General features: G+C 37.8%; 18 protein-coding genes. 9 read left to right on the top strand and 9 right to left on the bottom strand.

Features of this window, described 5'->3' with window-relative positions:
* Window positions 1–267: 267 nt before the first annotated feature.
* From ACTJJF_RS21780 to ACTJJF_RS21745, 8 genes are all read right to left on the bottom strand, one after another.
* Window positions 268–645 carry a VanZ family protein gene (locus ACTJJF_RS21780; RefSeq protein WP_312304552.1) on the bottom strand — a complete coding sequence of 126 codons (378 nt, stop codon included), beginning with the start codon at window positions 643–645 and terminating at the stop codon, window positions 268–270.
* Entirely contained in the window at window positions 620–997 is a 378-nt protein-coding gene (gene gcvH / locus ACTJJF_RS21775) for a glycine cleavage system protein GcvH (protein WP_065401025.1), read from the bottom strand. The genes ACTJJF_RS21780 and gcvH overlap by 26 nt, the downstream gene beginning before the upstream one ends.
* A 106-nt stretch (window positions 998–1,103) precedes the next feature.
* A complete protein-coding gene (gene sprA / locus ACTJJF_RS21770; RefSeq protein WP_440701005.1) occupies window positions 1,104–8,123 on the bottom strand; it encodes a cell surface protein SprA in 7,020 nt (2,339 codons plus the stop codon).
* A 57-nt stretch (window positions 8,124–8,180) separates the two neighbouring features.
* Window positions 8,181–8,765, bottom strand: coding sequence for a Holliday junction branch migration protein RuvA (ruvA, locus tag ACTJJF_RS21765; RefSeq protein ID WP_065401027.1), 585 nt, complete (start codon window positions 8,763–8,765; stop codon window positions 8,181–8,183).
* A gap of 194 nt (window positions 8,766–8,959) precedes the next feature.
* Window positions 8,960–10,255, bottom strand: coding sequence for a carbohydrate porin (locus tag ACTJJF_RS21760; protein WP_440701004.1), 1,296 nt, complete (start codon window positions 10,253–10,255; stop codon window positions 8,960–8,962).
* A 512-nt stretch (window positions 10,256–10,767) separates the two neighbouring features.
* The gene (locus tag ACTJJF_RS21755) at window positions 10,768–13,056 is read right to left on the bottom strand and encodes an NADP-dependent malic enzyme (RefSeq protein WP_312304563.1); all 2,289 of its coding nucleotides are present in this window, start codon (window positions 13,054–13,056) and stop codon (window positions 10,768–10,770) included.
* Window positions 13,057–13,071: 15 nt separating this feature from the next.
* Window positions 13,072–13,923 (bottom strand): ATPase, encoded by an 852-nt coding sequence (locus ACTJJF_RS21750; protein ID WP_440701003.1) that lies wholly within the window; start codon window positions 13,921–13,923, stop codon window positions 13,072–13,074.
* An 85-nt stretch (window positions 13,924–14,008) separates the two neighbouring features.
* Window positions 14,009–14,272 (bottom strand): hypothetical protein, encoded by a 264-nt coding sequence (locus ACTJJF_RS21745; protein WP_065401030.1) that lies wholly within the window; start codon window positions 14,270–14,272, stop codon window positions 14,009–14,011.
* A gap of 364 nt (window positions 14,273–14,636) precedes the next feature.
* Here ACTJJF_RS21745 and ACTJJF_RS21740 point away from each other — a divergent pair, with 364 nt between their 5' ends.
* From ACTJJF_RS21740 to ACTJJF_RS21725, 4 genes are all read left to right on the top strand, one after another.
* Window positions 14,637–15,095: a GtrA family protein gene (locus ACTJJF_RS21740; protein ID WP_440701002.1), complete on the top strand. Its 459-nt coding sequence runs from the start codon at window positions 14,637–14,639 to the stop codon at window positions 15,093–15,095.
* Window positions 15,096–15,098: 3 nt separating this feature from the next.
* Window positions 15,099–15,827 (top strand): lysophospholipid acyltransferase family protein, encoded by a 729-nt coding sequence (locus tag ACTJJF_RS21735; protein ID WP_312304575.1) that lies wholly within the window; start codon window positions 15,099–15,101, stop codon window positions 15,825–15,827.
* Between the two features lie 39 nt (window positions 15,828–15,866).
* A complete protein-coding gene (locus ACTJJF_RS21730) occupies window positions 15,867–17,312 on the top strand; it encodes an MFS transporter (protein ID WP_440701001.1) in 1,446 nt (481 codons plus the stop codon).
* A gap of 94 nt (window positions 17,313–17,406) precedes the next feature.
* Window positions 17,407–18,363 (top strand): DUF3810 domain-containing protein, encoded by a 957-nt coding sequence (locus ACTJJF_RS21725; RefSeq protein WP_440701000.1) that lies wholly within the window; start codon window positions 17,407–17,409, stop codon window positions 18,361–18,363.
* A gap of 548 nt (window positions 18,364–18,911) precedes the next feature.
* Here the strand turns inward: ACTJJF_RS21725 and ACTJJF_RS21720 are convergent.
* Window positions 18,912–19,079, bottom strand: coding sequence for a lantibiotic dehydratase C-terminal domain-containing protein (locus ACTJJF_RS21720; RefSeq protein WP_440700999.1), 168 nt, complete (start codon window positions 19,077–19,079; stop codon window positions 18,912–18,914).
* A gap of 313 nt (window positions 19,080–19,392) precedes the next feature.
* Here ACTJJF_RS21720 and ACTJJF_RS21715 point away from each other — a divergent pair, with 313 nt between their 5' ends.
* From ACTJJF_RS21715 to ACTJJF_RS21695, 5 genes are all read left to right on the top strand, one after another.
* Window positions 19,393–20,904 carry a vitamin K epoxide reductase family protein gene (locus ACTJJF_RS21715; protein ID WP_312304583.1) on the top strand — a complete coding sequence of 504 codons (1,512 nt, stop codon included), beginning with the start codon at window positions 19,393–19,395 and terminating at the stop codon, window positions 20,902–20,904.
* 94 nt (window positions 20,905–20,998) lie between these two features.
* Window positions 20,999–21,163: a hypothetical protein gene (locus ACTJJF_RS21710; protein WP_312304585.1), complete on the top strand. Its 165-nt coding sequence runs from the start codon at window positions 20,999–21,001 to the stop codon at window positions 21,161–21,163.
* Window positions 21,164–21,246: 83 nt separating this feature from the next.
* Window positions 21,247–23,439, top strand: coding sequence for a peptidase domain-containing ABC transporter (locus tag ACTJJF_RS21705; protein WP_312304588.1), 2,193 nt, complete (start codon window positions 21,247–21,249; stop codon window positions 23,437–23,439).
* Window positions 23,440–23,511: 72 nt separating this feature from the next.
* Complete coding sequence (locus ACTJJF_RS21700) at window positions 23,512–23,706, top strand: bacteriocin-like protein (RefSeq protein ID WP_440700998.1); 195 nt, start codon at window positions 23,512–23,514, stop codon at window positions 23,704–23,706.
* Between the two features lie 44 nt (window positions 23,707–23,750).
* The gene (locus tag ACTJJF_RS21695; RefSeq protein WP_065401051.1) at window positions 23,751–25,049 is read left to right on the top strand and encodes an HlyD family secretion protein; all 1,299 of its coding nucleotides are present in this window, start codon (window positions 23,751–23,753) and stop codon (window positions 25,047–25,049) included.
* Window positions 25,050–25,071: the final 22 nt, after the last annotated feature.

Genomic DNA, 25,071 nt, shown 5'->3' with positions numbered 1-25,071 from the left:
TATTACTTATTACTTATTACTTATTACTTATTACTTATTACTTATACTAATGTGTACTTCTCCCCTAGCCCTGATAGAAACGGTTACCCCGCAACATGGATGGAGAGATGCTGGATTGGCCCCTGGAAGCGCAAAGGCGTGAGGAGTATGAGTGGATAGCAGGAAATAGCTCCTGAAAATTTGAGAGGTTGAATGCCTGAAAGTAAAGAGTTTGAGAGAAGGATAATATAGAAACCTCATCCGGATAAAGCTTAATGCTAAAAAGAATCAGAAAAATCGCTTCATCAAAAACTTATAGATCCAGTAGCCGATAAGGCATCCTATAGTATCGGCAACAATATCCAGAGTTTCCATGGATCTGCCGAGTCCCATTTCTTCCTGCAGGATTTCGGTAAGAAAAGCGTATATAAGGATGATCTGGAAAAAGTAAGAGAATTTTATTTTAGGGAATGCGGCCATAAAGGAGAATCCGAGTGCTGCAAATATACTGAAGTGCAGAACTTTGTCTATACCACTGAACATAAACCAATATTCACGGTTTTCTTCTCCCGGCTTGAGAAGCATATAAGTAAGAAATGCCCAATAAATGGGCAGTATCTTACTAAATATTTTTGAAATCTTATCCAATGATCGCTTTGTAATCATCTGCAGAAAGTAACTCAGACTGATCTGCCCCATCAGCAATTTCCAATTTAATGATCCATCCGTCTCCATAAGGATCTGTATTTAACAGCTCAGGCTGATCTTCTAAGTCTGAATTAAATTCAATAACCTTTCCTGCAATAGGTAAGAATAGATCAGAAACAGTTTTTACCGCTTCTACACTTCCGAAAACGTCTCCTCCGTTAAGGTCATCATCTACAGTATCTACATCTACATATACGATATCTCCAAGTTCTCCCTGAGCGAAGTCTGTAATACCGATTGTAGCTACATTACCTTCAATCTTGATCCATTCGTGATCTTTCGTGTACTTTAATTCTGATGGTGTGTTCATTTTTAAATTTTTATTTTGTACAAATGTATTCAAAAATATAGTAGCTTCAAATATTGGATATAAAAAAAGTCCTTCAAAGCTGAAGGACTTTTATGTTTGTATGATTTTAGAATCCGCCACCGGATTCACCGAATGTAAATGTAGCTGAAATACCGGCTCTGATTGTAGACAGCGGGAATGCTGTAGAAATCTTATACTTTGAGGTCATCTGTTCGTAGAATACTCTCAGGTTAAGATTTTCGGAAACATTATAATCTGCTGAAAGTTTTATGTTCATGAGCTTCTGACCTCCTGTCACCTGAGAATCATTTAGCAGGATATTCATAATGGAAGTTTTACTGTCTCTCAATGAAATATCTCCCCTGATGTTCAGGTCGCTTCCTTTTCCTCTGGTTCCTCTTCCTCTGACGTTGGCCGTTCCTAATCTGAAATTTCGGACAATATACCCAAGTCTTACCACATATTCTGTATTGGCATCTTCAGTAAGCGTCTGGTTCACCAGTCCCAATACCATCATTCTGGTTTTATTGTACTGTAATCCGAACTGCATATTGTTTCTCATGGTAACATCTATCCCGATAAGCGGGGAGAAAGATTCTACATATCCTACCTGAGCAAATGTATAAGGGTTGATCTTATCTCCTGCATTCTTGATAACGGTTCCTGAAGGATCTACCGCCTGATAATATCCGTTAGGATTACCATGAAAATCTACATTTCTCTGAATTCCCGTTGCGGTATAAGTAGCCGTATAACTGTGTAATACATCAAACTTAGTAAACTGCCCGCTGATAATCGGGATATTCTTCAATCCTGAATAAGTAATTCTCCAGTTCGGTAGCGGGAATCCTGCTTTTTTAGGATTACCCATAGGTGTTACGGATTTTCCTTCCATGGCTGCTTTGAATGCCGGAATCAATACGTAAGCGTTTCCAATGCTATAATGCTGGGCAAAGCCATTATTATCCAGTATAGCACCCGGCCCTCCCAATTGCTGTGACAATGCTCTTGCATTATCTCTAAGCGCCTGGTACACTGCCTGTCCTTCTTTAAATGATGTCTTCAACAGCATGGTAGAGTTAGAGTACGTCACCATTTCATTGGCAAATGTAAAGTCAGGATCCGGAACTCCGCTATTGGTATAATTGAACCCTGTATGTGAGAAGTTACTGTTATACGTATGCAACACATTAAGGTCAATTCTGAAATCATTGATCGGCATCATCTGTAAGTCTGCCCTTAATTCTTTGGTAGACATCCTTACATATGGATCTGTCATATATTCGGAATCACTTACCCAACCGTTTTCCATTACTGTTCTTCTGATATCAGCCTGTGATCCTAAAAGGAATCCCATTGTAGGTCCTCCTAACGTCTGACCATAACCATACCAGTTAGGTGCAGAAATTAACCCCGGAAGTACAGTACCGTTATTTTCGTTATAGCTTACATTCAACTGCTTGAAAGAAGTCAGGAAGAATGCTGCGCTCTGAGGAATAGTTAACCTGTTTTTGAATTTGTATTTCTTATATCTGTATCTGTTTTTATCCCACTGCTTCGTATAGACGTTGTTCAGGGAATCCATCTCCTGCTTACGTTTCTGAAGTTTGGCATTGATATTTTTAAAATAATTAAACTGTCCGAAGAACTTAGGCAGATCTGCAGATCCCGTAACCTGGATCACATTGGTATTTTGACCTATGGACCCTAAGCTTACCGGTCTGTTGCTCGGGTCTACAAATCCTAACATGGATGTAGATCTTGCATTCCAGTTATAGGTAAACCCATATCCTACCTCAGCGTCAATAAAGTCCAAATAAGGCAGATACTGGAACGGAAGTTTATAGTTCAGCTGTGCTCTGTGGTTATATAATACCGGTCTACCTGCTCTGAATACATTTCCAAAGATCGATTTGCTGTCCATTAAGTTCGCATCCAGGTTATCATTAAGAGTTCTGGTTGCAGAATTGATTTCCAGCTTTAATGATTTTGTGAAGTTGAATCCTAACCCGTACTGCCATCCAAAATAGAAGTTTCTGTTTCTGATCGCATCAAAATCGCCCCCTACATTACCATTTAAAATAGCTTCTACATTTCTGAACTCAAGCTCATTGTAATTCCTGTCGATTTCAGTCCTGAAAGACAATCTTGTAGGAATAGGATTGATATTGAATTCTTTCACCCATCTCAGATATTTTGTTGATTTTGCCGTATCGCTGATCATCTTGTTGAAAGGCTTCAGCACCCACGGTTTGAAGGTATAATTGTAATCTATATACCCTCTCAGATATTGTCTGTAGTTTCTCTTGGTATAAATATCCCTGAAGTAATCATCGTTGTAAACGGCAGTTACCGAAACGTTTTCAATATCGTAGAATTTAGGTTTTTTATTCGGATTTACTCTTTCCTTGTGCATATTGACCACCCCGATACTTCTCTGCTGCGTATACGTTCTTGCTACTTTTTTCAGCTGATCTTTGTTTGGAGCCTTGCTGAATTCCACATCGGTATCAAGAGGATTGTACTTCGGATCTTCAATAGTTTGTGAATAAGAATAGTTCACAGGAATTTTCACGCCTGTTTTTTCCGGAAGGAATTTATCTACATTGATCGCAGTATTGATACTGAATGCCGATTGTGTAGACTGATTTCTTTCTGCCGGTTTTGAATCTATATTTCCGAAGCCAACGGATGTATAGGAAGCACTGGTATTAACGGTTGCAAAATCTCCCAGGTTAAAATTCAGGCTTGCATTTCCTGCATATCCTCCATCGTTTTCAATTTCAGAAAGACGGATTTCATTTACCCAAAGAACCCTGCTTATCGTTTTTTCACGATCAGCATTTCTAACCCCAATCATAATGGTCGTAATATTCCCTAAACTTGGACGTCCTTTGATGTAAATATTTTTATTGGTTTCATTAAATACCGGATCTGTTGTTCTCTCTGTAATGGCAACTCCGGATTTATCTCTTCTTATTTTGGCGTCTACAAAATCCTGAACATTAAAGTTCACTTCATTTTCCATCGGCCAGATATCCATAGGAGCTGTTGCTGTAGTTTTAGTTAACTGCAAAGAGCTTTCATATTCATAATAGTTATCTGTAGCATCGGAACCAAAACGGATAAAGAATTTGGTTTTAGGATCCATGGTACCATCATCAGCATCTCTTTCAGTGGTATGGGCGTGTACAAAAAGCTTCAGTTTCTTGTATCTTCTCATATCCAATGTCGTATTCTTGAATACCCCTCTTGCTTCTCCTTTCAAATTCCTTACCCTCATGTAAAGAGATGCCTCGTTCTGTCTCTGAGCTCCTGCATTTCCACTCAGTACCTGTCTGTCAATTCCCGGAGGCAATACATAAGGAGGTGTATTTAGAGCATTTTCTTCAATATTTACACTTCCTACTTCAAAAGCAGGATCTTCTACAAGCCCTGTTCCTTCCACATTTCCAGGAACGTTAAAACTGAATATTTTATTAGGATATTTTCTCCAGTCTGATCTTACAAGATCCATGGTTGCAAATCTCAAAGTAGAAGTCTGGTCAAACCCTGTCAGCATCAGTCTCGCAAATCTTACGTTATTTAAAACAGACGGATTTGCTGTTCCTTCAGCTTTATCGAAATTGGCAACAGGAACTCTGAACAGGTACCATTTCACATCTGCAGACTGTCCATTCTGGAAGTTAGCTTTTACGGTTTTTACATCAACAATATGATTATCCGGTCCTAATACAAGATTGTTCTTATCAAGCTTAATAACATATTGATTATAGTTTTCTGTCTGGTCAAGGTTATAATCTTTGTTGATATCTTCTGCATCCGGAGTCTGCGATGCCACATTCAGTGAATTGGCTTCTGAGTTTCCGTCCGGATTTCTAAAGTATTTGTAACGCTCAACAACAGAACTGGCCTGGCTTCCGGTAAATCTATCAGAAAGATAGAATACAAAGTCATCTAATGCCGGGTCAGACACATTGGTTACCGGGTTTACAAATGTATTCCCGAATTTCATTGCTTCCTGATCTGAGCTCAGACCGTCATATCCTACATCCTGTCTTTTTCTGTCTTCTCCTTCTGTAGAGAATGCATACAGAATAGGCGGTTGTTTTGGTTGTGTTCCCCAATTGGAACTGGTAGTAGAAGATGGTGATCCGGAAGTTGGAAGTCCGTTTTCATACAGCATTTTTCCGTCTTTCAGTACATCTTCGGAAACGTTTCCTAAATGTAATAATAGTTTCGGATCATTTCCCAGAGTATTGCCGTCTGCATAAGGGTCCATCATCCAGAATTCCACATATTCGATATTGGAGGTTACAAAGTTCGGTACGCTGATCGGTCTCATGATCCCCGCCCATCTGCTCTGTGCCTGCTCTGTTGCAGTATTCACGTTGTATGGACCTCTTTCCTTAGGATAATAAGAGATATCAAATGTATTGGTGAAAGTCTGTTCTCCTGCTACAAAATCCCTGTTGTTATAGATCTCTGAATATTGAACTCTTCTTGATGCGTGGTTGGATACCGACTGCGGAGTAATTCCTCCCGGCGCTCTTCCTCCTACTCCCCAGAATCTAGGGTCAATATTATACCACGACAATAATCCTCTTCCGTAACCGGTTGTGATGTCATCATTATTCGGAACATTGCTGAATGGCGGCAATTTATTTTTCTCCGGTCTTGAAGCAAGACTCCATGCAGCCGGTTCCTTTAAAGAGATTTTGGAGGTTGTCTGCTCAAAATCGTCTATGTAAGATTGGTTATTGGTTCCTTTATTTAATCCCGGCATCAGATAGGCAGCTTCCATCTTAAAGTTTAAGTTGGATGGTGCTTCTGTTTTTACCATTGGGAGTTTATTCGTAAGCCTTGTCAGGAAAGGTGCCTGGTTGTTATACATCAGGTTGATCCCTGCCATTGTATTGTTCACGGCTTCCTGTCCGAAGTTTACTTTCTGAGTTAGCGGAGATTCCGAATAATTGATCACGGTTCCTCCCAACACGAAGTTTTCGTTAAATCTTCTTTCCAGGTTTAATCCTAAGAACCTTTTTCTTTGGGTATTGAAGGTTAATTGGTTTTCCAGTGAGATATTGATCGCCTGCCCGGATTGTTTCACATTTTCGTTGATGATCGTAACTGTTCCGAGCATATAGTCTACAGTATAGTCTACACCTTCTGTAAGCTGTACTCCATTTGCAGCAACTTTCACCGATCCCTGAGGAACGTTTACTGCTCCTAATGAGATCCCCTGTCCCTGAACGCCTTTATAACGACCTTCCATCGTATATCGTTGGGAAAGGTTACTGGCCAGAGCATACTGTTTCTGCTTATCATAAAGATCATGGAATACATACTGGGGATCATTACTTCCTAGTACGTCTTCCATATACTTTCCGAAAGGTTCTACTTTGGTAAAAATAATCCTTCCGGTTTCCGGTCTGATGGTAATTCCGTTGACAAAGTCAAAAATACCGTCTCCTTTACTGCCGTCTTTGTTGTTCTGAATATCTCCGTTCATGTTGAGACGGTCCCAATTGAACAATCTCAATAAGTTCTGATCTTTTTTAGGCGGAATATAATTGATTTTACCTCCTGAAGCCGGATCTCTGTAGTATACGTTAAGAATGAAACCATCCTGGGATACCTGCCCGGCATCTATGGAATAGATATTCTTCATCATCAGCTTCCACATCGGAGACTCCGTATTTACTCTGTTATTTACTCTCAGTACTTTGGTAATCAGCACCGGACTTTCTTCAGAAAATTCTCCTACTTTATATACTTTATTACTTCCGTTCATAGTATATGAGTAAGAAACCGCCAAAAGTTGGTTTTCATTAAGTTTTTGATTTAATGAAATATACCCTAACTGTGGCTGGAATGTAAATTCACTGGCGTTAAGTTTTCTAGCTTTGGTATTATAGATAAATTCTTCTCCGTTATCATAAGGTATTCCCCCAAACGTCTGCCCCTGGAAAATAGTTCCGTAGTTTTTACCTGCTTCTCTGGTCCCTGCGGCAGCCGATATGTCATCATAAAGGTTGTTCACAGAGTTATCAGGAAAAGCAGAACCACCGGCTCCTTCTCCCAGGTCCCTGATCCCGATAATACTCTTCTGATAAGCCAGATTACTATTTCCCTGATCCAGCACCCAAACTTCCATTCTGGTGATATTGATCGTGGAATTGATCTGCGGATAATTTATTAAGGCACCATCGTATTTATTAAGGAAATAGTGCCCTATGAAGAAGTGCTGATTTTCTTCATAATCAATGGCATTAACTTTGAAATTGTTCACTGCACCTCCTCCCTGTACAACAATATTACGGGCTTCACCCTGCTGCTGTGAAAGGACAACGGTACCAAAGGTTTTCCCTAGCTGGAACTCGGTTTTCACCCCGAATAACGATTGTGAACCACGGATGAGACTTGTAGAAAGCGGCATATTAACGTTACCGAATTCTACTCTTTTGATGATTTTATCTTCACCGCCTGCATTCGGTTTATCTATGTCTCCAAGGCCTTTCTGCTGCAGATCTTTCCAGCTTCCTTTTGCCTGCCAGACGAGATTCATCCTGTTTTCAAAAGCAAAACCACTCTGGGTATCATAATTGGCTTTTAGCTGAAGGTTTTCCCCAACTTTACCCAATAATCCCAGCTGGATTCTCTGATCGATATCAAAGGTAAAGCTGGTCCTGTTTTGTGGCAGGATCATCGGGTTGTCTATTTTCTGGTAAAGTCCGGCAAAATCCAGAGAGGCATATCCTGAAGGGATAATTTCGATCTTATTGCCTCCGAAAATGGTTTCGAACAGTCTGTTATTGATCAACAGTGAAGGGATGAGCCCTTTTTTTCTGGCATCTGATCTGTCTCTTCTGAAAAGAAGGTTATATTTATCAGATTTCTCCTTATAATATGCTTTTGTCTGGCTGGCGAGCATGTATTCTTTATACTCTTCCGGAGACATTGCAGTGGGAGGACCTGTGATGGTATTTCCGATCTTGGGGTATACATAGTACATCCCGGTTTTGATATCGTAGTAGGCTTCATACCTCGTAGGGTCGGCCACTTCATATTCTTTTCTGATGATTAGCGTGTCATTTTTCTGCTGTGCAAAGGCACTGACAGACATACACAGGAACGACAGGAACAAAAATATGTTAAGATGCTTATTATTCGCCACCAAATGTTAAATGTTTTTTAAAATTTGTTTAACCAATTCTTCTACCGAGACGCCTGGATTCTGTTTTAATATTCTGTCGGCAATCTTTTCGCTGGTACGTTTAGGAATTCCTAAAACTTCTAATGCAGATAACGCTTCATCCTTGATTTTATTATCTGCCGGAGCAGAAATATTCAGAGCAGGATCGCTGAATTTCTGCACTTTATCTTTAAGATCAACAATAATTCTTTCGGCTGTTTTGGCGCCAATTCCTTTGGCTTTCTGAATCAATGCACTGTTGCCTGAAAGTATTGCTGATGCGATCTCGTCCAGGCTTAATGTAGACAGCAGAATGAGAGCAGAAACAGCTCCTACTCCATTAACGCTTATTAACAGGTTAAACATTTCTTTTTCTGAACGAGTGTTAAAACCAAAGAGAAGATGCGCATCTTCACGGATGATCTGCTGTATAAATAGAAAGGTCTGCTGATTCAAAACCAGCGTCTGTGAGGTCATTAAACTGATTCCCACGTAGTAACCAACTCCTTGTACATTGATAACGGCGTAGGTAGGCGTAAGTTCCTGAACTGTGCCTTGTAAAGAAAATATCATTATTAATTTTTAAAACTCCCAAATATAGCAATTTAAACTAATTAATATTTTCATTTAACGTACGAATGATTTTTAACTTAAATTTTGACTCAATATTCAATCTTTTAATTATAAAGGTAAAAGATTTTAAAAATCGGAAATTTCGCATTCCATAATTTAGAAATTAATTTCAATTTCGATGATTTGTTCTATTTTTACCACCATATTTCAAGCTGAAGACCAAATGACAACCCATTATTTTTATTCAGAAGTCTGGTATTAAAATCTGAACCTCCCACCAACCCGGTGAAATTTTCAGACCAATGTGCATAGGTTATAAAAGGTCTTAAGACCGGTCTTGAGTAATAGCCATAATCCCAGGAAATCTGAGGTGAAAATGTAATTTTCCGGAGACTGCCTTCTATTCCTGATCTGTTATTTTTCATATAATCATTTCCTGCTTCCAGAACCAGATTAAAATGTTTATCAAGGTAGTACAGGTATCGAAAGCCTACACTAAACCAATTTCTTGAAATATTATTCAACATGATGTTGCTTCCATCTGTATTTTTTACCCCTAAATTTCTGTATTGATAAGTGAGAGCGACCTGTATGGCATGTTTCCTTTTATCATCATAAACAAAGTTATTGATAACATCAAACGAACTGGAATTATCAAGGTGATAGATAGATGTATCATCTATGTTTTCAGGCATTGTTTTTCCGGTATATGCACTTTCTGTAATTGAACTTCCCTTCCTAAATATTACAGTTGAAGTATGAGTAATGTTCTTCTTGGAATACGTCCACCAGCCGCCAAGTGAATACCCTGAAGATTTGGGTGTTCCTTTTATGTTATTCTGACTTTTAAGACTAAACTGACCCAGAAAACTGAGTTTAGAATATTCTGAAAGCGGTAGGTCAAGATACCTGAAATCGGTTACATATGAATGAGCATCATTACTCCCATATTTAAATCTCATCAAAGCAAGATTCAGATTACCGGAATTTTTAACCTGATAATTCTCTATTCCCATTCCCAACTGGGAGTTTTGTCCGGAGTTAAGCCAAAAATAGTCCAGCATTTCTACGTTTCTGCGATCATAATATCTTTTCCCTATCCATAGGTTAGCATTTTTAATGACTTTATTTATTTTTCCATATAGCTGTGCCGTTTCCGGAAATTGCTTATAGTCATCGCTCCCGTAGGGAATAAATTTTGACATCATGTAAGAGACTTCATAGAGATTAACGGAGTCTTTATTTTTATACCTGTAATTAAACTGAAGTTCACCATAGTGATTCGCCTCATTGCCCAATCTGAACTTATGTACACTCTCCGGGGCATTAAAATTTACCATCTGTCCTCCATCGGACCATCCAATGCCCGTTCTCAGATAACCATTCACTGAAAGCTCATGAGAATGCAGGTTGATTTTTTGTGACTTAAACATTACTCCTGTTATTGCAAACAGAGAGAATCCTACCTTTGTAAATATATTGCTTTTCAATAGTTTTATTTCTAAAAAGAGTCAACTAAAAAACAATACAAACCCTTAACAGATATTTACCTGTTATTGATGAAAGAATAAAATATTACTGCAGTTTTTTATTTAAAGACTTTTCCTTTGTTCTGTCCTTCATTTTATCATAAGGAGGCAAACAATAAGCTTATGGAGTTAAAGTCTATATATTTGAATATTTTTTCATGCATTTGTATTTCTGTGTTCTAGTAGATCTTGTGTTTTTATAGTTTCTAAGATATCAAATAATCCTATTGACATTGAAAAAAACAACACTATTACATTAAAAAGACAACACCATTGTAAATTTTACACCTTTATTCAGAAATCTTGAATAACAACTAAAAAAAACAGTGCATAAAAAATAAAAAGATAAAGCACTATTTCTTTAGAAGATCGTACAAAAACAATCAAAAATGCCTTTTTTTTACCGTCAACCAATAAAAAAGCCAGATGAAAATATTCATCTGGCTGTGATCCAGTCCTTAGACTGTTATAATTTATGATTTCTTTTCTCTTCTTTGAGCATCAAGAACGGCAATTGTAGCAAGGTTTACAATCTCATCTACGCTTGAACGCATCTGAAGAACGTGTACCGGCTGCTTTAATCCCATTAGGATAGGTCCGATAACCTGTGCTACTTTCATTCCTCTTAGAATTTTGTAAGAAAGGTTCGCACTTTCCAGATTCGGGAAGATGAAGGTGTTTGCCGGAGTGGTTCCTAATTTTGAGAATGGATAATCGCTCAGATGATCTGCATTCATTGCAAAATCCGGCTGAATTTCACCATCTACCACCATTTTAGGATATTTCTCATGAAGGATGCTTACTGCCTTAGCTACTTTCTTGGAAGTTTCAGAGATGGCAGCAAAGTTTTCAAATCCAAGCATTGCAATTCTCGGCTCAATAGCAAAAGATTTAACGGTAAATTCTGCCATCTTAGCAATATTCACAAGGTCTTCCGCCGTAGGGTTCTGATTGATGGAAGTATCTGCGAAGAAAATAGGTTTCTTTTCAGACAGGATCATCATCATCGCTGCTACTTTGTCTACTCCTTTATCTTTTTCAATAACTTCCAGAACAGGACGTAATACTGAAGTATAGTTTTTAGAGAATCCTACGATAAGTCCGTCTGTATCGCCATGCTTCAGCATCAAAGGTCCGAAATAATCTCTCTGGCGAACGTATCTCTTCGCCTTATACTCATTCATTCCTTTTCTCTGACGAAGTTTCCAAAGGGTTTCTCTGTATTTCTTTCTGTTTTCTTTCTGATCGTCATCACTTGGATCAATGATCGGAACATCCAGACTGATTCCGTAACGCTCCATTTGTTCCTTGATGTATTTTTTATCTCCTAAAAGACTTGGATAAGCGATTCCTTCTTCATAAAGGATCTGAGCAGCCTTCAATACATTATATTCTTCAGCATTTCCAAGAGTGATTCTCTTCGGATTGGATTTGGCACGGCTCTGCATCATTCTTACCAATCTTTCATCTCTTCCCATTCTGTCTAGAAGCTGGTGCTCATATTCTTCGAAATCAGTGATTTCTTTTCTGGCAACACCACTTTCCATAGCAGCTTTAGCTACAGCGCTCGATACTTTTGTGATCAGTCTGTTGTCAAATGGTTTTGGAATGAAATATTCTCTTCCGAACTGTAAGTTCTGAACGTTATACGCTAAAATTACAGCTTCCGGCACCGGTTCTTTTGCTAAGTCGGCAATAGCATGCACAGCAGCCAGCTTCATCGCTTCATTGATTCCTGTAGCCTGCACATCCAAAGCACCACGGAAGATATACGGGAATCCAAGCACGTTGTTTACCTGATTAGGATAATCACTTCTTCCTGTTGCCATGATTACGTCTTTACGGGTTTCAAGGGCAAGGTCATAAGCAATTTCCGGATCCGGGTTAGCCAAAGCGAATACAATTGGATTTTCGTTCATACCCAACAGCATTTCCGGAGTCATCACATTTCCTTTAGACAATCCAACGAAAACATCAGATCCTTTTACGGCATCTTCCAATGTTTCAATATCGGTCTGTGCAATGAAGTCTAATTTTTCAGGGGTAAGATTTTCTCTTTTATGATTGATTACGCCTTTACTGTCACACATCAGGACGTTTTCTTTTTTCAATCCTAATGAAATATAAAGTTTGGTACATGCGATAGCAGCAGCACCTGCTCCGTTCACCACCATTTTCACGTCCTCAATATTCTTATTGGCAATTTGCAGTGAGTTGATCAATGCTGCCGCAGAAATAATGGCTGTACCATGCTGGTCATCATGCATTAAAGGAATATTCAATTCCTCTTTCAGTCTTTGTTCTATATAAAATGCTTCAGGAGCTTTGATATCTTCAAGGTTGATTCCTCCGAAAGTAGGAGCAATACCTTTTACAATTTCAATAAATTTATCGGGATCCTTTTCATCAATCTCAATATCAAAAACGTTGATATCTGCAAAGATTTTGAAAAGAAGACCTTTTCCTTCCATTACGGGTTTTGAAGCTTCAGCTCCGATATCTCCCAATCCAAGTACGGCAGTACCGTTAGATATTACTGCTACCAGGTTTCCTTTTCCTGTATAATCATAAACGGTTTCAGGCTTGTCATGAATTTCCATACAAGGAACAGCTACACCCGGAGAATATGCCAGTGACAGGTCTCTTTGGGAAGAGTGTGGTTTCGATGGAATAACTTCAATTTTTCCTTTAGGTTCTGCTTTATGATAATCTAGCGCGGCCTGGCTAAAGTTCTTTTCGTCGCGATTGTTGTTACTTGACATAAATTTCGTTTTTTGTTAAAGGATATATTTAATGTGGTAATCTACTAAGCTTTCAATTGGTTTCTGCACAACATGTCCCACATTTAAATTCAGTTCTGTAGCTACAGAACGTAGTATATTTTCATAATAATAAGCGATGGAGCCGATGAAATTGATTTCAGCATCTTTCGATTCCTCATAAGGGAGAACCTGGTATTCAAAGAAACTTTTCATTTCTTCAAAAACCATGTCTTTGAAATAAGGGTGCTCTTTTCTTTCGATCACAAATTTGGTAAAGTTGGCCAAATAAGCATTGGGCCTTGGCGTATGGTACATATTTTTCAATGCATCTTCTACGGTAAGCTGGTAATCTGCTTCAAAATCATGGTGAAGATCAGCAGGCAGTTTTTTCATAAAATATCTGCGTACCAGCTGCTTTCCGATAGCGCTGCCGCTTCCTTCATCTCCGATCAGGAAACCAAGTGAAGGCAGTTCGATCTTCAGGGTTTCGCCATCAAAAAAACATGAGTTTGATCCGGTGCCCAGAATGCATACAATGGCAGGTTTACCGTTATATGCAGCATATGCAGCAGCCATCAGATCTTCTTTTACGATGATCTCAGCTTTTCCAAATACCTTTTGCAGTTCTTCTTCTATGGTTTCGCAGTTTTTTTTCACACCACATCCTGAACCATAGAAAAACACTTTGGTAATTGAATTTTTTACCGATATCAGATTGCTATTTTTCTGTATCTCCGGAGCAATAAGCTCTCTGTTGATAAAATTCGGATTGAAGCCGATGGTTTCCGTTTTCAGAAAAACTTTTTTAAAGTCATCAAGGATCACCCAATCCGATTTAGTAGAACCACTATCTACAATAGCAACCATATTTTAGATTTTAATTTAAGGGTGCTAAATTATGAATTTATCTTCAATTAGCGTTTAAAAACAACCTGGAAGCTGTCTAAAATCATTAATGTTTAATCTGAGTTTTCTTTTCATTGAACTGAAGAAGCCAGTCTTCAATTTCATCTTCCAGATAGGAAGCCTGTAAAACCATTGCATTAATGAAATCATCTGGAACGGGTTCACCGCTTGAATTCTCAAGATTCCAAAGTTCATTAGACATATTTTCATATTCGGAATACACTCTTTTGAAGCGGGAACTTTCTTTCTCAAGAGCCTCAATATTTTTCTGTTGAAGCTGGAATTTTCTGTATTTGTTTTGACGTTTCATACAAATATTATTATCAATTGGGTCATAAAATTTTGGAGTAGTATGCTCTCTAGCACGCATTACAAGATAGAAAAGACCATCAACACAAGGAGTTGAAAATGAATTTATTATCAGGTTATTATTACATCATTCTGAATATTAAAATTAGAAATAATTTTTATTTAAAAAAATATTTTAACAACTTTTTTCAGTGTTTAACATATAGTTATAAATTTGCATATTCATATGGAGATGTACGGCAATTATCGGTAATCGTTAACCATGATCAATAGCCATAACATTATCATTCAGCCATTTTTTCAGCTATAAAAATGACTGATTTTGGTACCCTATAAATACATTTTCAGGTTTTTATATTAATTGAATGAAAGAAATACTCATACGCCAGAAACAGGTTCTGTTCTTCATCATTGCAGGGGGACTGAGTGCCGTTGTGGAAATCGGCAGCTTTAAGGTATTCAGTACCTATCTCCCTCAGCTTTTTGCAAGAGAGACCAATTTTTACGGTGTACACTACCCGTTAAGCAACATTTTTTCTACAAGCTTCGGGATTATTACCAATTACTTTCTGAGCATCTGGTTTGTTTTTGAAAGAGGAAAGCACTCCAAGAAAAAGGAGTTTGTTTATTTTATGGTGGTCTCTTTTTTTTCCACTCTGCTGAGTTTAGGTTTCTTCCAGATATTTTACAGTTTTATATTTAAAGATAATATCAATTTAATTTTTTATACCTTGAGTCCGGAAATGATCAGTAAAATTGCGGCAATCTTACTGGTATCCATTCTCAATTATTCGGTAAAAAAGAAAGTAATTTTTAACGGTTAAGCTGTGACAAAAATTTTAAATTATCTCTGGAGATTCTGGCTTCTGCTATTGGCATTTGTTTTAACGGTAATTATCGGAATCCCCGTCTATATTTTATCTTTTAATAAAAAGCATTACCGGTATGCTTATAAATTTGTCCGTATCTGGTGCTATGGTATGTTTTACGGAATGGGTTTCCGGTATGATCTCATTAAGCTTTCTGATCAGGAAAAAGATAAGAATAAGGAATATGTTTTCATCTCGAACCATACTTCAATTATGGATATTATGCTTACCTGCATTCTGTTTCCCGATCACCCGATCTGTTTTGTGGGAAAGAAGGAGCTTGTAAAGATTCCTATTTTCGGAACGATCTATAAAAGGATATGTGTAATGGTAGACAGGACGAGTGCCAGAAGCCGTGCTGATGTATACCGCAGATGTGCTGAGAAGATGGAAGAAGGCAACAGCATCGCCATTTTCCCTGAAGGAGGTGTACCTGATGATACGTCTGTTATTCTGGATGATTTTAAAGACGGAGCATTTATACTGTCTTCCAAACACCACTCTCCTATTGCTATGTATACTTTTATCGGGCTTAAGGAAATGTTCCCTTTTGAAAACAGCAAAGGGTACCCTGGAAGGGTCAAAGTGTATTTCAACGGAATTATGGAGCCTACCGACTCTCCCAGAGACCTTAAAGAAGAGGCTTATCAGGAAATAAAAAAAACTTTAATAAAGCATTCCATTTAACGGAAATAGCTATATTTGTTTGTGAAATCTATAATAAATATGTCAAATTATTCTAAACAAACCAATTGGGCTCAATTCATTCCATTGGTTACTGTATTCTTCTTTTGGGGATTCGTAGCAGCCAGTAATGATATTCTTATCCCAGTTTTTCAAAAAGCCTTCAATCTCTCTCAAACTGAAAGTATGCTGGTTCAGATCTGCTTTTATGTTGCGTATACTGTAGGTTCTTTAATTTATATGATTGTCTCGAAAAGCCTGAGACAGGATCTGATCAATAAAATAGGGTATAAAAACGGACTTATTGTGGGGCTTTTGATTTCCGCATTGGGAACCCTGCTGTTCTACCCTGCGGCCAATATGCACTCTTTCCCGTTAATGATCTCAGGATTATTTATTGTAGGTTTAGGATTCTCTCTTCAACAGATTGTAGCCAACCCTCTGGCGATTGAAGTAGGTCCTACGGAAACGGGATCTCAAAGACTTACAATGGCAGGAGGAATCAATAATCTGGGAACAACCATCGGACCGCTTATCGTTGCATTTGCCATTTTCGGTTCTGCAAGTGGTGCCAATACGGAAGCAAGTATAGAAAGTGTAAAGATACCTTATCTGATCCTGGGAGCTGCTTTTGCATTGGTTGCATTAATGCTTAAATTCTCTTCACTTCCTGCTGTGACACCTACCAACACTGAAGATACGGACAATACAACTCCGGGAGAGCACAGAACTTCTGCTTTCCAGTACCCTCAGCTGGTCATGGGAATGATTGCGATCTTCGTTTATGTAGGGGTGGAAGTTTCTACCGCCAGCAACCTTCCTGCTTATATGGAAAAAGGCTTAGGTTTTGAAACCAAAGAAGTGGCTCCTTATATCTCTTTATACTGGGCATCGTTAATGATCGGCCGATGGACAGGTGCGGTAGAAGCATTTGATTTCAGTGGCGGCTTCAAAAAGATCTTAAGGTTCTTAGCGCCTTATCTTGCATTCGGTGTATTTTTATTGGTGAATGCTATTGCCAAGCATGATCTTTCTCCGTTTTATGTATACGGATTCGTTATCATCGCAATGATCATCTGCGACATCCTGAGTAAAGGGAACCCTGCAAGAATGCTTCTGATCTTCTCTTTAGCAGGAATTACCGCTTTACTGACAGGAATGTTTACTTCAGGAATGGTATCTGTATATGCATTTACCAGTGTAGGTCTTTTCTGTTCTACGCTATGGCCGTGTATTTTTGCATTGGCAATCAACGGACTTGGAAAGCATACCAACCAGGGTTCCGGATATCTGATCATGATGATCATGGGAGGAGGTATTGTAAGTTTTATCCAGGGTTACATTGCTGACTTGACGAATATTCATTTCAGTTATATTGTAGGGGTTGCCTGTTTTGCTTATCTTGCATTCTATGCGATCCGTGTAACAGGAATTCTGAAAGCTCAGGGCATCGATCTGGATAAGGTAACCAAAGGAAATGGTCATTAAAATAACAAAAACAATATATAAGAAGAAAAGGTTTTGGGCAGGTTTATTACTTGCCCAATTTCTTTTGTTTTACAGTTTCTCGAAGTCATCATGGATGGTTTCCTTTTTTGAAACATTCTTCGAGCTTCAAAAGAAGATCCACCAGCTGCTTTTCAGCCGGGTACCGTTTTCTATGGGAGATCTTATATATGTCATACTGGAAGTTTTTTTTCTGTATTGCCTGATCTGTTTATTCAGTAAGAAAAAAAGAAATATAGCCCTGATGAAGATCCTGATCGTTGTGAATATCTTCTATTTCAGCTATCAGATATTCTGGGGAATGCTTTATTTTCAGACCCCTATCATCAGGAAACTTGAAAGTCAAAAGAAACCTGAAATAGCAAGAGCCAAAGAACTGGCTCTCCGGTATCTTGAAAAATGCAAAGTATCCCGGGCTGCCGTACGTGAAGATCATCATGGAATTTTTATGATTACTGATCTAAAATCCGTACAACAGGAAATTCTTTACCAGCAGACAAGACTGCCTCAATATATTTCAGATAAAAAAGCACCGCAGATTTTAGCCATTAAACCAAGCTTATTCAAAAACGTAATGAGTTTTACGGGTATTCTGGGCTATTATAACCCTTTCACTGCCGAAGCGCAATACAATTCTGAGCTTCCATCCACTTTTATTCCTTTTACGACCGCTCATGAAAGTTCTCATCAGCTTGGGTTCGCCAGGGAGCAGGAAGCCAATTTTGTGGGCTATTTAATAGGTATCCACTCCAGCAATACAGACCTCAGGTACAGCACTGAATATTTTACGTTAAAAAGTCTTTTAAGGTTTATTGTAGAAGAAGATCCTGAGTTTGTAAAATCTGCCCTGAATAATTATTCACCTGCTATGAAAAGAGACCGTACTTATGAAAGAAATTTCATCTTCCGTCACCAGGGATGGCTGGATGAATTCTTCGGATTTACGAATAATTTGTTTCTGAAGACAAATCAGCAGGAAGGTTCGGTTACCTATTCTTACTTTATAGACCTTCTTCTCAACTACGAAAAATAGAATAAAAAAAGAATCGTATCAGGCGATACGATTCTAAAAACACAAATGATGAAAAAAAATTTATTACCTTGACTTGTTCCCTCATTCAAGGCGATGTAAAAGTACGACATATTTTATAAATACAAAAACATTTATCTCCTTTTTTAAAACTTTATGAAAACTTTATGATTTTTTAAGTTTTTTTGAGTTCAACCATCAACCATATAAACCATAATTAATCTCACTATATTGTCTAATAAATTCAATCAAACGGGATATAACATAAAAATATCCTACAAATTTAATTATTTATTTAAAAATAAAATATCGTTATTTTCCTGAATTTTCAATGGATAAAAATTGGAGTTATTTGTATTTTTATTATGATAAATTTCTAAAATTTGGATTCCATAAATTATCCCCAAATGAAGTCATTTTATGATTAAAAAATATTGTGTTATTTAAAGAATATGATTCTAAAAAATTTCATATAAGAAATTCATATTTGGTTTTGTCTTCAGACTGATAACCGGAATGTACCAACAGAAATAATAATCTGAGATATGGTACTATTGTACAGGTATATTATTTTTAAAAGCCTGTGTTTTATAATACCGGAACAGATAATCATAAATGACCATTTCGAAAAGCCGTTGATCAGAAATAAACATCCGGTTGATATGCATATGAAATATACTTTGGAAGAATTTTGATAAAGGAGCACTGGAAGTACTCAACCATAATTCCTGTCTACATAAAAAATAGGAATTGATATCAACGGTAGTATAAAAACTGTCCTTTGATGCCAGAAAACTTTAAAAATAGCCATCAGTAGAAAATTGAATTGAAACGGCCTGCAAAAAATCGTTGATTTCCTACCTTTATCAACATTGATACGGTGGCTTTATACAATATTTCCAAGCCAAATTCTGAAAAATAAAATATTGAAACTCAAAACAAATCTACCAACTACCGCCTATATCTCACTAATAAAAGAAAAATATTTTTGTATATTTAAAACATCTGTGTATTTTAGATAAAAATATTAATATGATTTTTGACAAACTAATTAACTACCTCAAACTAGATAAACAGGAGTTTATTTTCCAGTTTAACTCCCACCCTAATTATCCCTCTGCATTAGCATTTAGTGATACATTAAATTTCATGGGGGTAAAAAATGATGCTTATGAACTTGACAAAGAATATTGGGACGAACTTCCGGAAGAATTTATAGCGATTGTTGAAAACTCTTTCTCTCTGGTAAAAAAATCGGGAAGCAGTTATGCCGTTTACTCAGAAAAGGCAAAGACATTTGAAAAAGATGAACTTTATAAAAAGTCTACAGACTTTGTTCTCTTATTTGAAAAGACAGAGAAGGCAGAGAATAAATCAGTCTTCAATTTCAAACCGGTACTTTATGGCATTTTCGCAGTTATCATTGCCTATTCTTTCATAAGCCAAACCATATTTGAAGCTATTTTTAATATCCTTTCGCTGGCAGGAGTGTATATTTCTCTTGAAATTTTCAATCAGAAGTTCGGAAATACCTCTACAGTAATCGGAAGTATATGTGGCGGCGGAGCTACAGCTGCCCAGACGGTCAATTCATGCGATAAGATTATCAAACAGGATAAAACCAGTATTTTGGGTTTAAAGTTTTCAGATTTCTCGCTGATTTACTTTGTGGGACTTGCCGTACTGGGGTTATTTTTACCGGCAACAGCATATATCGTTAAAGGCTTTACATTGGTTTCCGTGATTGCAATAGGATATTCAGTTTATGTTCAGGCTTTTGTAGAAAAAACATTTTGCAGGGTATGTCTTTTGATCATCTCAATCCTTGCTGCTCAGCTGATCATCAGCTTATTATTTTTCCAGAATCTGACATTCGGAATCGGGGCACTTCTACTTACAGTTATTCTATGGGGACTTATTTTCTCTGCCGTAAAATATTTCAACACGCTACTTGAAGAGAAGGAAACTCTGCAGAAAGCCAATGCAAAGAACCTTAGATTTAAAAGAAATTACGAGCTTTTCAAAAGTCAGCTTCAGCAGAATGACAAAATAGAATTCCAGGATACCGAGACATTTTCAGTAGGTCAGAAGGATTCGAAACTTCGTATTTCTATTGTTTCAAACCCATACTGTGGCTTCTGTAAAGATGCACACAAACTTGCGGAAGGTCTGTTGGAAAAATATCCTAACGAGATCTCTCTACAAATGCGATTCAATTATTTCTCAGACAGGACCCATGACAAATACACTCAGCTTATTTCCGATCTTACCCATATTTACCATAATAAGCCTGAAAAAGACTTCCTTCATGCTGTAGAAACATGGTTTGAGACCAAAGATGAAAGTAAGATCAATGCCCTGTCCGGAGGAGTACCTACTACAGAAAACCTGAACCCACTGGTAGAAATGTCTGTAGAAAACAGTAACGCCGGGTTAAGCTTTACACCGATTTTTATCATCAACGGATACCAGTTTCCGGATAAATATGATCGTGAAGATCTTCTGTTTTTCATTGATGAATTAATTGATGATGAGGAGATATAACAAATAAATCCGTCCGTTTAAAAATTTCACTATCTTAGGAAAAACAAATCGATATACGAAAAGAACTGAAATTCAACAAACAAAAACTATTATTATGAAAAATCTAAAAAAACTTACAAGAGCTAATTTAAGCATGTTAAAAGGAGGAATTACTGAGGAATGTGCAAGAATCCAGAGTGAAGCAAGCTATTGCGAATCTAAAATCAATCCGCCTAAAGAAGGGGCAATAAATGCCTGCAACAAATGGTGCTATTACTAGACAGCCATTTCACTGAGTTAGAATATTGAATACAATTAAAAATGTCGTCACCTATTGACGGCATTTTATAATGAACATTAGTTTTGAAAAAATTTCCTTTTTATAAGCAACCGGACACTAAAGACTGCGGGCCTACCTGCCTGAGAATCGTAAGCAAGCATTATGGCAAAAGCATATCGCTGCAGCAGATCCGTAACCTCTCTGAAACGACACGTGAGGGCAGCAGTCTCCTTGGTTTGAGTGATGCTGCAGAAAACCTGGGATTCCGTTCAATGGGAGTCCAGATAGATTTCAATACCCTCGCAGAAGAGGTTCCTTTCCCTTGTATTGCACATTGGAACAAAAATCATTTCGTTGTCGTTTATAAAATTGATAAAAATAATAAAGTCTATATATCAGATCCCAGCTATGGGCTGATCACCTATACCCGTGACGAGTTCATCAAATTCTGGATTGGCGAAAATGCCAATGAAAATACGGAAGAAGGTATTGTTTTGATTCTTGAAACAACCCCTTCATTCTTCCAGACAGAGTTTGACAGCGAAGAAAGCAAAGCCAGCTTTACTTTTCTTTCCAAATATCTCTTCAAATACAAGACCCTTGTCATACAGCTTGCCGTAGGATTACTGGCAGGGAGTTTACTTTCCCTGATCTTTCCGTTTCTTACCCAAAGTATTGTAGACGTCGGGATACAGAATCAGGATATTAATTTTATCTATCTGGTATTGCTTGCCCAGGTCATGCTGTTCCTTGGAAGAATGGGGATAGAAACCATTAGAAGCTGGATCCTCCTTCACCTTTCCGCAAGAATCAATATTTCGATTATCTCCGATTTCTTTATCAAGCTGATGAAGCTTCCTATAAGCTTCTTTGATACAAGGATGACCGGTGATATCATGCAGAGGATCAATGACCACCACAGAATCGAACAGCTTTTAACAAGTTCTTCACTGAATACTTTATTCTCGCTTGTCAATCTTATTATTTTCAGTATTGTCCTGTTATTTTATGATTACAGACTTTTCATTGTATATCTCGTAGGTGCTATATCTTACATCGGCTGGATCACATTCTTCCTGAAAAAAAGAAAAGAACTCGACTACAAAAGATTCTCCCAGGTTTCTCAGGAACAAAGTAAAGTGATAGAGCTGATCAACGGAATGCAGGAAATCAAAATGCATAATGCCGAAAAACAGAAACGTTGGGACTGGGAATTTTTACAGGTAAAATTATTTAAAATCAGAATAAAATCGCTTTCATTAGAGCAATGGCAGTCTGTAGGAGGAAACTTCATCAACCAGATGAAGGATATCATTGTAAGCTTCCTTTCTGCCAAGCTTGTGTTAAGCGGTAACCTTACCCTGGGGATGATGCTTTCCGTACAATATATTATCGGACAGCTGAACAGCCCACTTCTACAGCTTATCGACTTTATCAAACAAACTCAGGATGCCAAAATTTCCCTTGAAAGATTAGGTGAGATTCATGATAAAGAAGATGAAGAAGATAAAAACGAACATTATGCAATGGATGTTCCGCAAAAAGACATTGAGATCACTGATATGTCATTCAGGTACATCGGTTCTGATGTTCCTGTTTTTGAAAATCTGAACCTTACCATCCCTTACCGCCAGACTACAGCTATTGTAGGAGCCAGTGGAAGTGGAAAAACAACCCTGCTGAAACTTCTGATGAAATTTTATGACCCTGATCAGGGAGAGATCAAAATCGGAAATACCAACCTTAAAAATGTTTCCCCCAGATTCTGGAGAGATCATTGCGGAGTGGTAATGCAGGAAGGCTATGTATTTAATGATACAATTGCCAATAATATTGCTGTGGGTGAAGATCATATTGACAAGCAGAAATTAAGACGGGCGGTAGAAATTGCCAATATCAAAGAATTTATCGAGAGTCTTCCGTTAAGCTATAATACAAAGATCGGAAATGAAGGTGTAGGCGTAAGCGGCGGGCAGAAACAGAGACTCTTCATTGCAAGAGCCGTATACAAATCACCGGAATATATCCTGTTCGATGAAGCAACATCAGCATTGGACGCCAATAATGAAAAAGTTATTATGGAAAACCTTGAGCAGTTCTTTAAAGGCAAAACAGCAGTAGTTATTGCCCACAGGCTTTCAACGGTAAGACATGCTGATAAAATCATTGTGCTGGATAAAGGAAAGGTAGTGGAAGAAGGCAGCCATGCAGAGCTGGTAGATCTACGGGGAGAATATTACAGACTGGTAAGAAACCAGCTTGAATTAGGAAGCTAATCAAAACCAAAATCACCAGATAGCGGATTCCGAAAAGCTTATAGAGTAGGAAATAAAAAACATCTGTTAATTATGAAAAATCTGAAAAAACTTACCCGAAAAGATTTAGCAATCGTCAGCGGAGGCGTAATATATCCGGATCAGGGATGCTGTGGATCATGGTGCCTTGGCAGCTGGATGTCTTGCCATATGGAGCATATTGCATGCCCGCCGGATGCAGACACTTCACCGCCATCATGGTATGACGGGACCTGCCCAAGTATTTAAATTATATTCCCCTGAAATATCGGGGGAAATTTTACCTCAGAAAAATGAAAGAAGACGTTTTAGACAATATTGAACTCCGCTCAGAAAGCGTACAGGATATTCTTACCCAGCCACCACATTGGATGATCCGCTGGGGAAATACCGTTATATTTATTATCCTGCTGCTTATCCTTGTGATGAGCTACATTATAAAATACCCGGAATTTGTACCTGCTCCTATTATTGTAACCTCTCAGAATCCACCGGAGAAAATAGAAGCCAGGATCAGTTCCAAAATCGAGAAAATATTCATCAAAGACCATCAGCCTGTTAAGAAAAATGAAGTATTGATGGTGATGCAGTCTGCAGCCAATTACAAAGATATTTTAGAGCTGAAGAAAATAGTAGACTCTACAGCTCCCAATCAGTTGTACTCCTTCCCTATTTACAGAACCGCAGGATTTAAACTTGGTGAACTTCAGGGTGAATATAACAACTTTGCAAAGGCATTTCAGGATGAAGAACTATTTACCAGACTACAGCCTTATGCTCCGGAAAACCTTGCAACCAACCAGAGCCTTTCGGAATATAAAGTCAGAATGACTACTTTAAAGCAGCAAAAAAATCTTGAATCTTTAAAATACGATCTGACAAAGAAAAATTTCAACAGATCCCAGGAACTTTTCAACCAGGGAGTTATCTCTGCCATGGAACTTGAAAATGAAAAGATCAAATATCTTCAGGCTCAGCAAAACCTTGAAAATATCAATATCTCCATTTCCCAGGCTGAAGAAGGAATTTCAAACCTGAATAAAACCAGAAGCGGAACTGCCATTAATACGGAAAAAGACAAAATCACTTACTCATCACAGACTTTACAACTGTTTGAACAGCTGCGAAAATCTCTAAAGCAATGGGAACAGAATTATCTTGTCATATCTTCTACAGATGGTGTTGCCAGCTTCCAGCAGTTTTTTGGAGAAAACCAGTTTGTAAAAAGCGGCGAACCTATCTTATCTATCCTTCCTGAAAATAAAGAGAAATTGGTCGGCAGAATGTCTGTACCTACCACCAACTCCGGAAAGATTATTCCGGGAGAAAAGGTACTCATCAAACTTGACAATTATCGTTTCCAGGAATATGGTATCATAGAAGGAAAAGTTCAGAATATATCCCTGATCCCTGACGAAAAAGGAAATTACTATGTAGACGTTGTATTGCCAAAAGGATTAAAAACAAGCTACAACAAAACACTTACCTTTGATAAGGAACTTAGAGGAAGTGCAGAAATTGTAACCGAAGACCTGAGACTTATTGAAAGATTTTTCTATCAGATCAGAAAATTACTCGGCTACCAAAGCTAAAATCACAATATCATAAAAATAA

Origin of the sequence: Chryseobacterium sp. 22458 (assembly GCF_052044975.1) — a bacterium.
In the GTDB taxonomy this organism is placed as follows: Bacteria; Bacteroidota; Bacteroidia; order Flavobacteriales; family Weeksellaceae; genus Chryseobacterium.
The sequence above is the reverse complement of the archived record's forward strand: the minus strand, read 5'-3'. Positions and strand labels throughout refer to the sequence as shown.

Coding starts and splice junctions, on each gene's coding strand:
- ACTJJF_RS21710 (WP_312304585.1), top strand. CDS start 20,999: ATGAAAAATCTAAAAAAACTTACAAGAGCTAATTTAAGCATGTTAAAA.
- ACTJJF_RS21750 (WP_440701003.1), bottom strand. CDS start 13,923: ATGGTTGCTATTGTAGATAGTGGTTCTACTAAATCGGATTGGGTGATC.
- ACTJJF_RS21715 (WP_312304583.1), top strand. CDS start 19,393: ATGATTTTTGACAAACTAATTAACTACCTCAAACTAGATAAACAGGAG.
- ACTJJF_RS21745 (WP_065401030.1), bottom strand. CDS start 14,272: ATGAAACGTCAAAACAAATACAGAAAATTCCAGCTTCAACAGAAAAAT.
- ruvA (WP_065401027.1), bottom strand. CDS start 8,765: ATGATATTTTCTTTACAAGGCACAGTTCAGGAACTTACGCCTACCTAC.
- ACTJJF_RS21730 (WP_440701001.1), top strand. CDS start 15,867: ATGTCAAATTATTCTAAACAAACCAATTGGGCTCAATTCATTCCATTG.
- ACTJJF_RS21740 (WP_440701002.1), top strand. CDS start 14,637: ATGAAAGAAATACTCATACGCCAGAAACAGGTTCTGTTCTTCATCATT.
- sprA (WP_440701005.1), bottom strand. CDS start 8,123: ATGTCTGTCAGTGCCTTTGCACAGCAGAAAAATGACACGCTAATCATC.
- ACTJJF_RS21700 (WP_440700998.1), top strand. CDS start 23,512: ATGAAAAATCTGAAAAAACTTACCCGAAAAGATTTAGCAATCGTCAGC.
- ACTJJF_RS21755 (WP_312304563.1), bottom strand. CDS start 13,056: ATGTCAAGTAACAACAATCGCGACGAAAAGAACTTTAGCCAGGCCGCG.
- ACTJJF_RS21695 (WP_065401051.1), top strand. CDS start 23,751: ATGAAAGAAGACGTTTTAGACAATATTGAACTCCGCTCAGAAAGCGTA.
- gcvH (WP_065401025.1), bottom strand. CDS start 997: ATGAACACACCATCAGAATTAAAGTACACGAAAGATCACGAATGGATC.
- ACTJJF_RS21780 (WP_312304552.1), bottom strand. CDS start 645: ATGATTACAAAGCGATCATTGGATAAGATTTCAAAAATATTTAGTAAG.
- ACTJJF_RS21725 (WP_440701000.1), top strand. CDS start 17,407: ATGGTTTCCTTTTTTGAAACATTCTTCGAGCTTCAAAAGAAGATCCAC.